Raw genomic sequence first — 14,122 nt, 5'->3', positions numbered from 1 at the left:
CGGCTCCATGAGGAGCGGCGGTCAGCCGCCGCCGGGGGTGAGCATGGCCTGCGCGACGGTGCGGGCGTCGGCGGCCGGGGAGGGGGTGCGCTCGCGCAGGGCGGTGACGATGGCGCCGTCCATGAGCAGGACGAAGCGCCGCGCCAGCTCTTCGGCGCCGGCATGACCGTGAGCGGTGAGCAGGCCCGCGACGTACGACCTGACCCGCTCCTTGTGCTCGGCGGCGACCCGGTGCGCGGCGCTGCCGGGGTCGGCGCTCTCGACCATGGTGTTGATGAAGGCGCAGCCGCGGAAGTCGGCGCGCGCGAACCGCTCGGCCAGCGCGTCGAACACCTCCAGCGGCCCGCCGCCGAGCGCCGCGACCCGTTCGGCGAGCCAGGCGCGCCATGCCTCGTCGCGGCGGCGTAGGACGGCCACGACCAGGTCGTCCTTGCCCGGGAAGTGGCGGTAGAAGGACGCCCTGCCGACGCCGGACTCGGCCAGGATGCGCTCGACGCCGACCGCTCGGATGCCCTCGGCGTAGAAAAGCTCCTCCGCGGCGTCGAGGAGGCGTTCGCGGGCTTTGGTGGCCATGTGAAGAGGATATCCGGCTCTTGACCAAAACGGAACCGATCGGTACCGTTCTCGGCGCAAACGGAACCGATCGGTACCACTTGGAGGTCACCGTGCCACGCATGCCCCAGCTCACCGAAGATCCCTCGGGGCTGCTCGAGGAGACCAGGCGCCAGCTCGGCCGCGTACCCAACCTGTACGCGGCGCTCGCCAACGGCCCCGCCGCCCTCGCCGGTTACCTCGCCATGCGCGACCACCTCACCCGCGGCGTCCTGCGCGCACGGCTCCGCGAGCAGCTCGCGCTGCTGGTCGCGCAGGAGAACCACTGCACCTACTGCGTCAGCGCCCACACACTGCGCGGCGGCAAGCTGGGAATGTCGCAGGACGAGCTGGCCCGCACCCGCGAGGCCGACGCCGACGACCCGCACACGCGCGCCGTGCTGCGCCTGGCCCGCGACGTCATGCGCACAGGCGGCAGGGTGGACGACGAGGCGCTGGCCGCCGCCCGCGCGGCCGGGGTGACCGACGCCGAGCTGGCCGAGATCGTGGCCCACGTCGCGCTCAACACCCTGTCGAACTACTTCAACCACCTGGCCCGGCCGGACCTGGACTTCCCCGAAGTGCCGGCGTGAGCCCTCGGCGTCAGACGAACGAACATCCCGCGGGTACGCACCGGCGTACCCGCGTCCGCCCGGCCCGCACCCTCTGGAGGTACTCGAAATGAACCGCGACTGGCGTACGGGCTCGATCGAGCTCGTGACCGGCTACACCCTCACCGACGCCGACGGCCGCCGCGCCCGGCGCGTGGACGACGTCCGCTTCGCCATCGAGGGCGGCTTCGTCAACGTGCGGGTGCCGGGCGTCGCCCACGTCCAGATCGTCTCGGCCCCCGCCGTGGGGCTGATCACCGCCTCGTCCTGACCCGGGCGGCCGCGGCCACGGGGGCGGTCACGGCCGCGCGGCAGGGCCGGAGGGCGGCGGAACGGAGGGCGGCCTGCCGGTGGAGGTGGCGGACGCGGAGGCGGACGTGCGGGCACGGAGCTTGGCCCACTCCTGGCGTGCCTGCGCGCCCAGCTTGTCGAGCTGGTCGGCCAGGGTCAGCAGGAACTCGCGGACGAGGCTCGGCCCCCGCAGCCGGAGCTGGGCGATGACGAGGAACACCGCCTCCCGGATCCGGATCAGCACGGCGAGCCCCTTGCTCGCGGCCTCGTCGCGCCGCCGCCGCAGCTCCGCGCGGCGTTCCTCCGCGATCTGCTGCCCGGTCGCCGCGGCGCTCGCCGTCATGAGCAGCACTGCGGCCACCGCGGCCCGCGTCCCGATCTCGTCGCCGCGCCCGGAGAGGGCGTTGCGGCGCTGCTCCCGCCACCAGCCGACCAGCGCCGGTCCGCCGCGCCCCGGCGCCCGCAGGCCCTCCAGCCGCAGGCGGCGGCGGTAGCGGCGCATGGCGCGCGGGTCGAGGGTCAGCTCGACGGCCACCGCCACCCCGCGGTTCCACTCCCTGCCGGACACCTCCCCGGTGACCTCGCGCATCCGATCGAGCACCTGGCGCACCTCGGCCAGGACGAGCGGCGCCTCCTCGTCGACGCGGGCCACCAGGCGGCACGTCCTCGGCTCGGTGTCCTGGCATTCGACGTGGACGCAGCGGTGCCGCGCGGCGTGACCGAGCACGCCCGCCTGGACGACCTCGGCCAGCACAAGGTGGCCGGGCGGGCCTCCGGCGGCCAGCTCGGCGAGCCCCTCGGCGTCGATGGCGAAGCCGCGGTACCGCGGCCGTGCCCCGCGCGTGAAGCCGGCCGCGAACGCCGTCGCGATCACGGGGGGCGGCTCGTCCAGCAGCCCCCGGTCGAAGGTCGTGTCCTCGACGTCGAGGTCGAGCCAGTCGCGCAGCAGCACGTTGCCGCCGCCGTCCCCGAGCCACGCCTCGGCCGAGGCGGGCCGGGCCGTGAGCCGCTCGGCGAGCGCCGCCGGTGTGGGGTGGGGGCGCCCGGCGAACTCGATGGGCCGGTGTTCGTGCCGGGCGGCCGGCGGCGGGGTGCCGCCCGCCGACCACACCGCGACCTCCTTCTGTCCCCACCGGGTCTCCGGGTCGGTGGCGAGCAGGCCGTCGACCAGTGGACGCCACCGGCCCGTCACCGCGTCGTCGATCTCACACGCGGCGTCCCCCGGCTCGAAGCGCGGGGGGCGTCCGGTGAGCAGCTCGTGGACGACGACACCGAGCGCCCACCACCCGCCCGGCGCCCCGCGCTCCCCCTGCACCGTCTCCGGCGGCGCGGGGCGGGCCCTTTCGCGGGTCAGGGGCGTGGTGAGGTGGCCGACGGCCAGGACCATCGGGTCCAGGCCGCGGATCAGGAGGTCGTCGGGGCGGAAGTCGAGGAGCTCGCGCCCGGTGGCGAGCCGCCACTCCTGCGCGCACCGGGCGACCGCCGCGACCACCTCCAGCACCCGCGCCTCCACCCACGGCTCGCCCGCCATCAGGCTGCCCAGCGTGCCGAGGGGAAGGTGCTCCTGCACGAGCCACCCGGACGCGCCGTCGCCGATGCCGGAGCGGCCGTGGTCGAGGAGTCCGGCCAGGTGCGGCCCCGAGCCGCTCGCGGCGACGCGCTCGAGCAGGGCGGCGTCGGGCCAGCGGCCCTGGCGGTAGACGCGCAGGGCGACCGGCACGGGCTGTTCCGAGCGGGTCCGCGCGAGGTACAGGGAGTACTCGTCGTCGTGGATCAGCAGCCGCTCGACGGTGTAGGCGCGCCGCAGCTGCCAGGGAACGGGGTACGCGTCCACGGGGACCTCCACAGCCGGCGCCGGCCCGGCGGGATCGGCCACCGGCACCCCGGGATCGACCGGCGGCATCCGGGAGGTCTCCCCCACCGGCGTCCCCGCTGCGTCCACCGCCGGTATCCGGGCGGTCTCACCCACCGGCGCCCCCGCGGCGTCCACCGCCGGTATCCGGGCGGTCTCACCCACCGGCGTCCCCGCGGCATCCACGGCCGGTATCCGGGCGGTCTCGCCCACCGGCGTTCGTGCCGGTCCGACCGCCGGTGTCCGCGATGTCGCTCCGGTGTCCGCCGTCTCTGGAGCAGGGCCGCCTTCGGCGTGGTGAGGGACGGGCCGGATGTCGGCCGTCACATCTGTCTCGCTCCGCATGCCTCCAGTCTTGTGCACGATCGCCCGTCGCGGCGCGCTTCCCCGTACCGCTTCGGAGACTTTCGCCCCGCCCGGAACAGTTGTCATTCAATCAATTGATTGATTACGATCCCCGCATGGCGGAGGAAAGCGGAGAACGCGGCAGGTCGGCGGAGCGGACCCGCGAGCGCATCCTGGAGGCGGCGGTCGCCGAGTTCGCGGCCAAGGGGTACTCCGGCGCACGGACGGCGGGCATCGCCGCGCGGGCGGGGGTGAACCAGCAGCTGATCTCCTACTACTTCGGCGGCAAGCAGGGCCTGCTGTCCGAGCTGCGCCGCCGCTGGCAGGAGACCGAGGCCTCGATCGCCGCCCCGGACGCCACCTTCGAGGAGTCCGTCGGCGGCTACCTGGAGGCGACGCTCGACCGTCCCGACTGGGCCCGGCTGGTGGTGTGGCAGGCGCTCGGCGACTGCCCCTTCGCCGACGCCGAGGAGGGGGAACGGCTGTCGGAGCTCCAGCGGGCCAAGATGTCCGCCGCGGTCGAGGCCATGCGGCGGCGGCAGCGCGCCGGGGAGATCTCACAGGACGTCGATCCGGAGTTCGCCCTGCTGGTCGCCCATGCCGTGATCTTCTCGCCGATCACGATGCCGCAGTTCGTCCGGGACATCTTCGGCGACGACCCGCTCTCGCCCGCGATCCGGCGGCGCCTCCGCGACCAGCTGATCAAGCTCCTCGGCGCGGCCGGGGATTAGGGAGACACTCATCATGACAACCGTCGTCTTCGGCGCCCGGGGCAACGTGGGCCGTCATGTCGCCGCCGGTCTGCGCGCGGCGGGCGAACGGGTCCGGGTGACGAGCAGGGACCCGTCCACGGCCGGGTTCCCCCCAAACATCGAGGTCGTGGCGGCCGACCTGGAGCACCCCGCGACGCTGCCGGCCGCGCTGGAGGGGGCCGAGAAGGTCTTCCTCTACGCCAAGGCGGCGGGCGCCGGCGGCTTCGTCGACGCGGCCAGGTCCGCCGGGGTACGGCACGTGGTGCTGCTGTCGTCGGCGTCGGTCGTCCACCCGGACGCCGAGCGCAATCCGATCGCCCGCGAGCACCTGGCCGTCGAGAGGCCCATCGAGGATTCCGGCATCGGCTGGACCTTCGTCCGCCCGGGCATGTTCGCCACCAACACCCGATGGTGGTGGACCGCCTCGATCCGCTCCGAGAACGTCGTCCGCGTGCCCTACCCCGAGGCGCAGACCTCCCCGATCCACGAGAAGGACATGGCGGCGGTCGCCGTGGCCGCGCTGACCCGGCCCGGGCACGCCGGGCGGGCGTACACCGTGTACGGGCCGCAGTCGCTCACCCTGCGGGAACAGGTACGGCACATCGGCGACGCCGTCGGCCGCGAGATCACCTTCGAGGTGATCTCACCGGAGGAGGCCCGCGTCGAGCTGGGCAGGACGATGCCGCCGATCGGGGTGGAGACCATCCTGCGCGCGTGGGCGGCCGGCGACGGCAGGCCCGCCCCCACCTCCACCGTCGTCGAGGAGATCACCGGCCGTCCCGCCCACACCTTCGCCCAGTGGGCGGCAGACCACGCCGACGACTTCCGCTGACCCCGCGCCCGTAGCACGACCCCCGCACCCCAGGTCTCCGACCTGGGGTTTTTCCGTTTCCGGACCGGCTCGCCGGTGCCCGGCGCCGCCCGTGGCAGGAAGCTGCTACCCGGGTGCAGCTTGCTGACGCCGGATTCTCTGTCCCGCGGCCCTCCGATACCGGAGAGTTGTTCTTGCGAGAACAAATACGAAAGCCGAAGGAAAAGGAACAGAGAAATGATGAACACGACCACCGCCGCCGCCCGCTCCGGAGCTTTCCTCACCGGGACCACCTGGGACGCCGCGACCCCCGCCATCGGCACCACCTGGGACGACGCCATGCCCGGAACGACATGGGATTAGAGGAAAAGGCCAAAAGGAAAATGCTGGTAGAACTCACGATCCGGCGCACGGCCGGCGAACCGTCACCGAATTCCCCGGTCGACGGGATCAGAATACTCGCTCTCCTGCCGACGCAGTGGCGAAAAGACCTCAAGAACGTCACCGGCGACATCGCCATCCGAATTCAGACCGACGAGAACATCACCAAGGACCAGATCCGCGCCGAGGTGAACGCCGTCCTCACCAACCCCGAAGTGAGCGACTGGGAACTCGTCAACTGCCACACCCTCGTCAACGGCCACCGCTGAAAGAACCGGAAAAGGAAGACAATCATGACCGCTCTCGCCCTGAAGACCGCCGAATGCCACGTGTGGTGGGCCGACCCGAGGGAGCACCCGATCGAGAGCCTCATCGGGGTGCTGAGCCCGAGCGAGCTGAAGCGGGCCGCGAGCTACCGCCGCGAGCCGGACCGGCTGCGCAACCTGACGGCCTCCTGGCTGCTGCGCACCGCGGCCGCCGAGCTGCTGGACGTCCCGGCCGGGGACATCCCGGTGGAGCGGCGCTGCCCCGACTGCGACAAGCCGCACGGCCGGCCGTACATCCTGACCTCCGACGGCCTGCACGCCTCGATCTCGCACTCGGGCAGCCGGGTCGCGGTGGCCCTGACCACCGCCGGGCCGGTGGGTGTCGACGTGGAGGAGGTGCCGACGGCTCCCCTCAGTGAGCTGGTGCGCTGCGCGCTCACCCCGCGCGAGACGGCGCTGCTGGAGACGCTGCCGGAGCGTGACCGGCATGCCGCGTTCGCCCGTATGTGGGTGTGCAAGGAGGGGGTGCTCAAGGCCACGGGGCACGGCCTGCGGATCCCCCCGAACAAGGTCGAGGTCGCCGCGCCCTGGCTGGACCCCGCCCTGCTGGCCTGGCCGCTCGACCTCTCGCCCGAGGAGGTGCGGATCAGCGACCTGCGTCCCGGCCCCGGGTACGCCGGCGTCGTGGCGATCCTCACCGACGCGCCCGCCGTCAAGGTGTCCGAATGGGACGCCTCCGGCCTCGGCCGCTTCTCGTTCCCGTCCGCCGTCCCCATGGCGGCCTGACCACCATTGACGCCGTCCGGCAACGCACTGTTCAATCAACTACGGAATTCGTCGCCGACGACCCCGAGGGGCCGTAAGTGAAAAGCAGCGCCAAATCCCGTTTCCCGTAGTTGTTCAGTGGCAGTCCGGCTGCATAAGGAGAGGGAGCTGACCTGCCATGAAGAACGATTTCGTCCTGATCCCCGGACCGTGGATGGGCGCCTGGGCGTGGGCGCCGGTGACCCGCCGGCTGCGCGCGCTCGGCCACAGCGTCCGCGCGGTCACCCTGTCGGGCCTCGCCAGCCCCGACGCCGACGTCTCGGCCGTCGGCCTGGCCACCCATGTCGAGGACGTGCTGATGGTCCTCGCCAAGGAGGACCTCCGCGACGCCATCGTCGTCGGGCACAGCTACTCGGGCATCGTCGCCGGGCAGGTGGCCGACCGCGCGCCCGACCGCGTGGCGCGCACGGTGTTCGTCGAGGGCTTCCTCCCCCACGACGGCAAGTCGATGCTCCACGCGTTCCCCGAGCGCCAGCGCGCCGGCGAACTGCAGCTGATCGCCGAGAACCGCGGCCGCTGGCCGATCCCCGACGTGACGATCGTGGCCGAGGGGCAGGACCTCTCGACCGAGCAGGCCCAGTGGCTGGTCGACCGCTTCGTCGGGCATCCCGGGCACACCCTGTCGGAGCCCGCGGTCCTGCGCCGCCCGCTGGCGCACCAGCGGGCGAGCTACATCGTCTGCGAGAAGGAGCACTTCGGCGGCAGCGTCTCCGCCGACGTCGCCGCCATGCGCGCCGAGCCGAACTGGACCTTCCACACCCTCGACACCGGTCACTGGCCGATGATCTCCGCCCCCGACCGGCTCGCCTCGCTCCTGACCGCCATCGCCGCCCAGTCCAACTGACCCGGCGTCACCCCAGGGCGCGCAGGGAGGCGCGGCCGTACCCCGAAGGCCGACATGTAGGCCCCCGCGAAGGCCCTGGCTATCTTGAGCTCCCCGCTGTCGTTCGGATGGACGCCGTCGTAGGCGTCGTCATAGGGATCGTAGACAGCGGCGATGTCGACCGGGACCGCCCTCGACCGGGCCGTCGACAGCTCCGCCAGCCTGGCCGGCAGCAGCCGGTTGTACAGCGCGGTGTCACGCCCCAGATTCGGATGCTCCCGCAGCGGCGTACGCTGCACGATGTTGGCGACCAGCAACTGGACGTCCGGATTGGCCTCCCGGGCCCGCCGGACGAAGGTCGCGAGATCCCGCAGCGCCTGGCCGGGGCCGCGGACGCCCCAGGCCAGGTCGTTGAAGCCCAGCGCCACCATCAGGTGGTCGGCCCCGTGGGCCGCGACGGCGTCGCCGATGTTGTCCTTGGCCTCGTGGAGCAGCCTGCCCCAGCTCGCGTAGTGCCGGTCGCCCTCGAAGCCGGCGCCGTCCCGGTACCGCCCGGTGTGGACGGGCGCCGGCGAGCGGATCCCGCACCGGGCGGCCAGGGCGTGAGGTTCGGGGCCGGAGGGCCCGTTCTCCGGCGGCACCCAGGTGCCCCGCCACGGCCCGACGAACGACGCGGTGACCCCGTGGGAGCGGAAGTGCCGCCAGAGCCGGTAACGCCAGGTGTGGTCGCCGTCCCGGCCCTGGGTGATCGAGTCACCGACGATCATTATCGCCGGCTCGCCGCCGGCGATGGCGTCCCTCCCGGAGTGCGCGCGGGGGACGACGGCCTCCGGGTGCGGCGCACCCACGGGAACAGAACGAGCGCCGCGCCCGCCAGGAGCACCAGGAAGGTGAACACCCACTCGTTGGAGCCGCCCGGCCCGTAGACCTGGCTGGGCCGCCCGACGTCGACGGCCTTGGCCCGCATGCCGGGCCGCAGCGAGTCGCGGTCGCTGCCGTACAGGGTGACCGGCGAACGCCGCCGGCCGCCGCCGTCCGGCTGGAACTCTCCCGACCACGAGCAGCTCTCGTGCCCGGGATGCTCGACGCAGCTGAGCGTGCGGGCGGTGAAGACGCCGGGAACGCCGTCTGCCCGAGCCGCGCGAACGGTCGGGCCGATGTTCGGGATGGCGAGGTACAACAGGAAGGCGCCGATGAGGGTCAGGACCGCGATGAAGAACGGCGAGCGCCTCCGGCTGTCGGACCGGTCCGTCATCGGATCGCTCACTCGGCGTGCGCCGAGGCGCAGGAGCAGACCATCAGGGCGCGGTCGGCCGGGCGCGGGCGCATGTGACGGACCACGGCCACGATCATGGGGATGGTGACGATCGTGTTGTAGAACAGGTGCAGCTCGACGCGCGGCACGAGCAGCTGGATTATGCTGGTCGGCACCGGGCGGCCGAAGAAATTGTGGCCGGTGGTGGCCTGGATGAGCAGGAGCAGGTGCTCGAAGTGGTGCCACGTCTGGATGCCGAGCGCGATGTTCCACCAGGTCCGCGAGGAGCCGGTGAAGCCCTTGCGCAGCATGATGAGCGCGACCAGCATCACGATCGCGTAGCCGTAGTGCAGCCACTCCGACTTCACCAGCCAGGGGAACGCCATGCCGAGGATGCCGAGCGCCTTGGGCACCGGCCAGCCGAGCACGTAGATCTGGATCGCCTGGGCGATGTGCTCGGCCCAGTGGGCGACGACGATGAGCATGAAGACGTTCAGCGCCGTCCGGTGGTGGGTGCTGTTGAGAGGAGAAAGCCCGGCCGGAGTCGCCGTGAACGCGTCGGTGGTGGCCATGCGCGAACCTCGATTCCCAGAATGATGACCTGATGCGCCGCCACGCCGGTCGTCGCGGCGCGTTTCCTCCCGCGCCTTTTCCGCGCCGGAGGGCAAATGCCATTCTGGACGGCGGGCGCCGGGACGTTCTTCTTCCGTGATGCCTTTTCCGCGCGCCCCGGGAAACCGCCCGGACAATACGGCGGTGAATACGACCCGAAATGCTAGAGGGGAACGTTTCCGTGCTTGCGCTGCGGCGTCGGCTTGCGCTTGTTGCGGAGCATGGCGAGGCCCCGTGCGACGGCCGCGCGGGTCTGCACCGGATCGATCACGTCGTCGACCAGCCCCCGCTCCGCGGCGTAGTGCGGGTGCATGAGCTGCTCGGTGTACTCGGCGACCAGCTCCGAGCGCAGCCGCGCCGGGTCGGAGGCGGCGGCCAGCTCCTTGCGGAAGATGACGTTCACCGCGCCCTCGGCGCCCATGACGGCGACCTCGTTGGTCGGCCAGGCGAGCGAGAGGTCGGTGCCGGTGGTGCGCGAGTCCATCACGATGTACGCCCCGCCGTAGGCCTTGCGCACGATGACGTGCACGCGCGGCACGGTGGCCTCGCAGTAGGCGTACAGTAGCTTGGCGCCGTGCCGGATGATCCCGGCGTACTCCTGGTCGGCCCCCGGCAGGAATCCGGGCACGTCGATCAGGGTCACGATGGGGATGCTGAAGGCATCGCAGAAGCGGACGAACCTCGCGGCCTTCTGCGAGGCCGCGACGTCCAGCACGCCGGCCAGCACCATCGGCTGGTTGCCGACCACGCCGACCACCTCGCCGTCGATGCGGGCGAGCAGGCAGATGACGTTCTGCGCCCAGTCCTCGTGCATCTCGATGTACTCGCCGTCGTCGACGATCTCGGCGACGACCAGCCGCATGTCGTACGGCTTGTTCGGCTCGACCGGGACGATCTCCGCCAGGCGCGGCCGCACGTCGCCGGTCGCGCCGCAGGGCGCCTCGCGGGGCGGGTACTCCAGGTTGTTGCTCGGCAGCATCGACACCAGGTAGCGCACGTCCGCCAGGCAGCCGTCCTCGTCGTCGTGCACGAAGGTGGCCACACCCGACCGCTGGCCGTGGACGTCCGCGCCGCCGAGCTCGGCGTGCGTGATCCGCTGGCCGGTGACGGCCTCGACCACGTCCGGCCCGGTGAGGTACAGCTGCGCGGTGTCGCGCACCATGAACGCGAAGTCGGCCAGCGCCACGGTGTAGGCCGCTCCGCCGGCGCACGGCCCGAGCACGACGCTGATCTGCGGGATCACCCCGGACGCCTGCACGCTGCGCTGGAAGATGCCGCCGTACCCGCTGAGGGCGACCACGCCCTCCTGGATGCGGGCGCCGCCGCTGTCGATCAGGCCGATGAGCGGGGAGCCGGTGGAGATCGCCAGGTCCATGACCTTGTGGATCTTCGCGGCGTGCGCGGCGCCGAGGGAGCCGCCGAAGATGGTGAAGTCCTGGGCGTAGACGAAGACGCGGCGGCCGTGGATGGTGCCCGAGCCGGTGATCACGCCGTCGGTGTGCGGCCGGTTGTCCTCCATGCGCATGCCGTGCGCCTGGTGGCGGCGGTACATGTCGAGCTCGATGAACGACCCCTCGTCGAGCAGCGCGTCGATGCGCTCGCGCGCGGTGCGCTTGCCGAGCGCGTGCTGGCGCCGCACGCCGTCCGGGCGTCCGGCGGCGATCCCGTCGCGCAGTTCACCGTGCCGCTCGCGGAGCTCGCCCATCGACGGGCGGGGCGGCGGGAGCGGCTCGGGGCTCGGGTCGTCCATGGCCGGCCGGGGTACCGCGACCGGGACGAAATCGAGCTCGACGGTGCTCGTCCGCGCCCCCGGTGACGGGAACGACGGGCTCGGGCTGGTCGCGATCCGCTCGCTCATGGCGGCATCTCCCCTCATCGCGCTCCTACGGACGTCAGGCTCGGCCGCACGGCCCCCGCCTGCCGGGCGGTCACGTGGCCCCTGTCGCGCAGCCAGCGGATCGTGTCGGCGAAGGTCTCGGTGACGGCACGGGGGCCGATCCCGTTCGTGCCGGCGTCCTCGGCCACCCTCGTGTCGCAGGCGCAGGTGTAGATGGCCCCGTATTCGGCGGGGATGTGCCAGGGCCAGGCGCGCTGGACCAGGTCGGCGAGCAGCCCGACGGGGATCATCGCCCGGGCCGGCAGGAAGACCGCCGGCAGCGCGCGCCCGGTGACCTGGCGCACGGTCCGCATGTACTCCCGGGTGGACAGGTGGCGCCCGGGCCCGAAGTACCGCGCCGGGGTCGCATGTGGCGCGGTCAGCAGCGAGGCGTGCAGGTCGGCCGTGTCGCGCACGTCCCCGACCGGGAACCCGCCGAGCGGCCATATCGGGGTCAGGCCCCGCAGCACGGCGCGCAGGCGGGAGGTCTGGTCGCCGAGGTTCGGGTCGTGCGGGCCGAGCAGGGCGGGCGGGTAGGTGATCACCACCGGCGCCCCCTCGTCCTGGTGCCGGCGGGCGACGGCCTCGGCGGCCGCCTTGCTCGCCATGTAGGTCTCGCGCGGGCGCCCGACCGGCGAGTTCGCGTCGACGACCCGACCCGGGGCGGGGAGCATCGCCGCGAAGGTGGACACGTGGACGATCACACCGGCGCCGGCCGCCCGGGCGGCGCCGAGGACGACCTGGGTGCCGCGCTCGTTGACCTGCCGCATCCGGCCGTGCTGGCGGGCGTCGAAGGAGTACACCGAGGCGGCGTGCAGCACGGCGTCGGCGCCGCGCACCGCGCGGGCCACGGCGGCCTCGTCGGTGACGTCGCCGATGACGGCCTCGACGGCACCGAGGGGGACCCCCAGCGGGAGGAGCGCGCGCTCCACCTTGGCGGGGTCGCGGACGAGCATCCGGACGCGATGCCCGTCACGGACGACGGCGGCGACCGAATGGGCGCCGACGAATCCCGTGCCGCCGGTCACGCTTACCAGCATCGGACCATCTCCTCTGATCCACACCAGTGAAATCCCTGCGCGTCCCGGCTGTCATCTCCGAATGTGCTTTCACCGATAACGCCGCCCGTCACGGGCCCAAGAAGGGCATGAATCGATAAACGCGGCACCCGGGCCGGAATGGCAGGGCAGGGCAGGGAATACGAATACCGGAAGTGATTTCGCCGGGAAATCAGATCCAGTTCTCTTCCTTGGCGCGCAGGGCCGCCTGGAAGCGGTTGACGGCGCCGAGGCGGGCCATGAGGTCGGCGACGTAGCGGCGGTAGGTGCGGACCGAGACGTCGATCTCGCGGGCCGCGATCTCGTCCTTGTCCGCGGTCGCCATGACGGCGAGCACCTTCCGTTCGAGCTCCGACAGCAGCGGCGCCTCGACGGTGGGCTCGGTGAACTCCCGCAGGTCGACGGCGGCGTCCCACACACCGTCGAAGTAGGTGACCAGCTGGAAGACCAGGCCGGGCTCCCGGACGAGCAGGGCGCCTCGGGCGCTCTCCTTGGGGTGGATCGGCACGACGGCGACGCTGCGGTCGAAGATGACCATGCGGTCCATCGGGGCGTCGGTGATCCGGATCTGGCCGCCGAGTTTGGCGACCTCCCGGAGGTACGCCGCCATGTCGGGGTCGTCGAGCGCCTTGGGGTGGTAGACGGCCTTGATGGCGAGGCCGCGGCGCAGCGAGCGGGCGTCCAGCGGCAGCGCCGTCTCGATCGCGCCCCGGGAGAGCGGGCCGCCGGGGTGGAGGCAGAGGGTCTCCTTGTAGGAGAAGAACCCCAGGTCGTCCAGCCGCTGGCGGACCCGGTCGAGGCCCTCCACCCGTTCGATGTCGAGCGCCGAGGCGGCGTTCTCGCCGGCCCGCTGGTCCTCCATCAGCGCGGCGATGGCGTCCCGGGCGGTGAGGACGCGGCGGATCTCGGCGTTCAGGTCGTTGAGGCGCTGCTCGATGAGGCGTTCGATGCCGATCCGCGGCTCGGTCGCCATGATGCGGTGACGGTCGGTGATGTCGAGCAGGGACAGCTTGGCCAGCGTCTCGACGGCGGCCTCGATGCTGTCGGGGTCGAGGTCGAGGGCCTGCCTGATCGAGCCGATCCCGTCTCCGCGATGCCGCAGGAAATACCTGTAGATCTCGAGTGCTTCGGGGGATATCCCGATGACGGAAACGTCCATGGCTCGCCTCCTGGCCATGTCCCTCAACCCAGGAAGACCTCGGGGTACTTCCCCTCGCCCGGCTCCATGGATATGTGTGTTTACAAACTATCAGAGATCTTGATGGTCCGCATACCCTCACATACGGCCGCTCAGCCTCCGGCCGCCAACTGAGCAAGAATGCGGATGAGATGGGCGCGGTCCTCCTCGCCCAGTCTGCCGATCACCCGGTCGTGCGCCTGCGCGGTAAGGGGGTGCAGCACCTCCGAGAGCAGGGTGCGTCCGGGGTCGGTCAGCTCGATGGCGTACGCCCGCCGGTCGGCCCGGTCGCGGCCCCGCGCCACCAGCCCGCGCCGCTCCAGCTCGTCGATGATGTGGACCATCGTGGAGCGGTCGACGGCGAGCCGCCGTCCGATCTCCTGCTGCGAGAGCGGCCCGGCGGCCTCCAGTACGACCAGCACGCCGTAGTCGCGCCAGCGCAGGTCGTGGTCGCCCAGCGCCTCCTCGACCCGCAGCGTGAGCTCGCGCGCCGCCTCGTTGAGCAGCCATCCGACGGACTCGGCGAGCGGCCGCGCCGCCCCGATGGGCTCGTGCCCGCTCGCCTTCATCGCACCACCCTCTCCTCGGCCGGCTCG

General features: G+C 72.3%; 17 protein-coding genes. 8 read left to right on the top strand and 9 right to left on the bottom strand.

All coding sequences use genetic code 11. The features are described 5' to 3' along the window. Positions 1-21 precede the first annotated feature (21 nt). Positions 22-573, bottom strand: a complete 552-nt coding sequence (locus tag KIK05_RS11465) for a TetR/AcrR family transcriptional regulator (RefSeq protein ID WP_214410622.1) — start codon at positions 571-573, stop codon at positions 22-24. Positions 574-674: 101 nt separating this feature from the next. Between KIK05_RS11465 and KIK05_RS11460 the strand changes: the two genes are divergently transcribed. Further along, entirely contained in the window at positions 675-1,184 is a 510-nt protein-coding gene (locus tag KIK05_RS11460) for a carboxymuconolactone decarboxylase family protein (RefSeq protein WP_250562629.1), read from the top strand. Positions 1,185-1,272: 88 nt separating this feature from the next. Then, positions 1,273-1,473 carry a hypothetical protein gene (locus tag KIK05_RS11455; RefSeq protein ID WP_214410620.1) on the top strand — a complete coding sequence of 67 codons (201 nt, stop codon included), beginning with the start codon at positions 1,273-1,275 and terminating at the stop codon, positions 1,471-1,473. Positions 1,474-1,500: 27 nt separating this feature from the next. On the opposite strand, the gene KIK05_RS11450 is transcribed toward KIK05_RS11455, so the two are convergent. Further along, positions 1,501-3,510 carry a serine/threonine-protein kinase gene (locus KIK05_RS11450; RefSeq protein ID WP_214410619.1) on the bottom strand — a complete coding sequence of 670 codons (2,010 nt, stop codon included), beginning with the start codon at positions 3,508-3,510 and terminating at the stop codon, positions 1,501-1,503. Between the two features lie 296 nt (positions 3,511-3,806). Here KIK05_RS11450 and KIK05_RS11445 point away from each other — a divergent pair, with 296 nt between their 5' ends. The 6 genes from KIK05_RS11445 (at position 3,807) to KIK05_RS11425 (ending at position 7,569) form a co-directional block, all read left to right on the top strand. Continuing rightward, positions 3,807-4,421: a TetR/AcrR family transcriptional regulator gene (locus tag KIK05_RS11445; protein WP_214410618.1), complete on the top strand. Its 615-nt coding sequence runs from the start codon at positions 3,807-3,809 to the stop codon at positions 4,419-4,421. Positions 4,422-4,434: 13 nt separating this feature from the next. Continuing rightward, positions 4,435-5,274 (top strand): NAD(P)H-binding protein, encoded by an 840-nt coding sequence (locus KIK05_RS11440; protein WP_214410617.1) that lies wholly within the window; start codon positions 4,435-4,437, stop codon positions 5,272-5,274. A 216-nt stretch (positions 5,275-5,490) separates the two neighbouring features. After that, positions 5,491-5,616, top strand: a complete 126-nt coding sequence (locus KIK05_RS48060) for a hypothetical protein (protein ID WP_284681283.1) — start codon at positions 5,491-5,493, stop codon at positions 5,614-5,616. 20 nt (positions 5,617-5,636) lie between these two features. After that, positions 5,637-5,903, top strand: coding sequence for a hypothetical protein (locus KIK05_RS11435; RefSeq protein ID WP_214410616.1), 267 nt, complete (start codon positions 5,637-5,639; stop codon positions 5,901-5,903). A 24-nt stretch (positions 5,904-5,927) separates the two neighbouring features. Continuing rightward, on the top strand, positions 5,928-6,686 hold the full coding sequence (locus tag KIK05_RS11430) for a 4'-phosphopantetheinyl transferase family protein (RefSeq protein ID WP_214410615.1): 759 nt from the start codon (positions 5,928-5,930) through the stop codon (positions 6,684-6,686). A gap of 157 nt (positions 6,687-6,843) precedes the next feature. Then, on the top strand, positions 6,844-7,569 hold the full coding sequence (locus KIK05_RS11425) for an alpha/beta fold hydrolase (protein WP_214410614.1): 726 nt from the start codon (positions 6,844-6,846) through the stop codon (positions 7,567-7,569). Here the strand turns inward: KIK05_RS11425 and KIK05_RS11420 are convergent. From KIK05_RS11420 to KIK05_RS11390, 7 genes are all read right to left on the bottom strand, one after another. Continuing rightward, a complete protein-coding gene (locus tag KIK05_RS11420) occupies positions 7,497-8,396 on the bottom strand; it encodes a GDSL-type esterase/lipase family protein (protein WP_214410613.1) in 900 nt (299 codons plus the stop codon). The genes KIK05_RS11425 and KIK05_RS11420 overlap by 73 nt on opposite strands. Continuing rightward, positions 8,315-8,803 (bottom strand): hypothetical protein, encoded by a 489-nt coding sequence (locus tag KIK05_RS11415; RefSeq protein ID WP_214410612.1) that lies wholly within the window; start codon positions 8,801-8,803, stop codon positions 8,315-8,317. Before KIK05_RS11415 ends, KIK05_RS11420 begins: the two co-directional genes overlap by 82 nt. An 8-nt stretch (positions 8,804-8,811) precedes the next feature. Beyond that, positions 8,812-9,375: a hypothetical protein gene (locus KIK05_RS11410; RefSeq protein ID WP_214410611.1), complete on the bottom strand. Its 564-nt coding sequence runs from the start codon at positions 9,373-9,375 to the stop codon at positions 8,812-8,814. Between the two features lie 203 nt (positions 9,376-9,578). After that, positions 9,579-11,165 (bottom strand): acyl-CoA carboxylase subunit beta, encoded by a 1,587-nt coding sequence (locus KIK05_RS11405; protein WP_214410754.1) that lies wholly within the window; start codon positions 11,163-11,165, stop codon positions 9,579-9,581. Between the two features lie 122 nt (positions 11,166-11,287). Next, the gene (locus KIK05_RS11400; RefSeq protein WP_214410610.1) at positions 11,288-12,331 is read right to left on the bottom strand and encodes an NAD-dependent epimerase/dehydratase family protein; all 1,044 of its coding nucleotides are present in this window, start codon (positions 12,329-12,331) and stop codon (positions 11,288-11,290) included. Between the two features lie 190 nt (positions 12,332-12,521). Beyond that, positions 12,522-13,508: a helix-turn-helix domain-containing protein gene (locus KIK05_RS11395; protein WP_214410609.1), complete on the bottom strand. Its 987-nt coding sequence runs from the start codon at positions 13,506-13,508 to the stop codon at positions 12,522-12,524. 131 nt (positions 13,509-13,639) lie between these two features. Then, positions 13,640-14,095, bottom strand: coding sequence for a MarR family winged helix-turn-helix transcriptional regulator (locus tag KIK05_RS11390; RefSeq protein WP_214410608.1), 456 nt, complete (start codon positions 14,093-14,095; stop codon positions 13,640-13,642). Between the last annotated feature and the right edge of the window lie 27 nt (positions 14,096-14,122).

The organism is Sphaerisporangium fuscum, assembly GCF_018531465.1.
Lineage (GTDB): Bacteria > Actinomycetota > Actinomycetes > Streptosporangiales > Streptosporangiaceae > Sphaerisporangium > Sphaerisporangium fuscum.
This window is presented reverse-complemented; position numbering and strand designations above follow the sequence as displayed.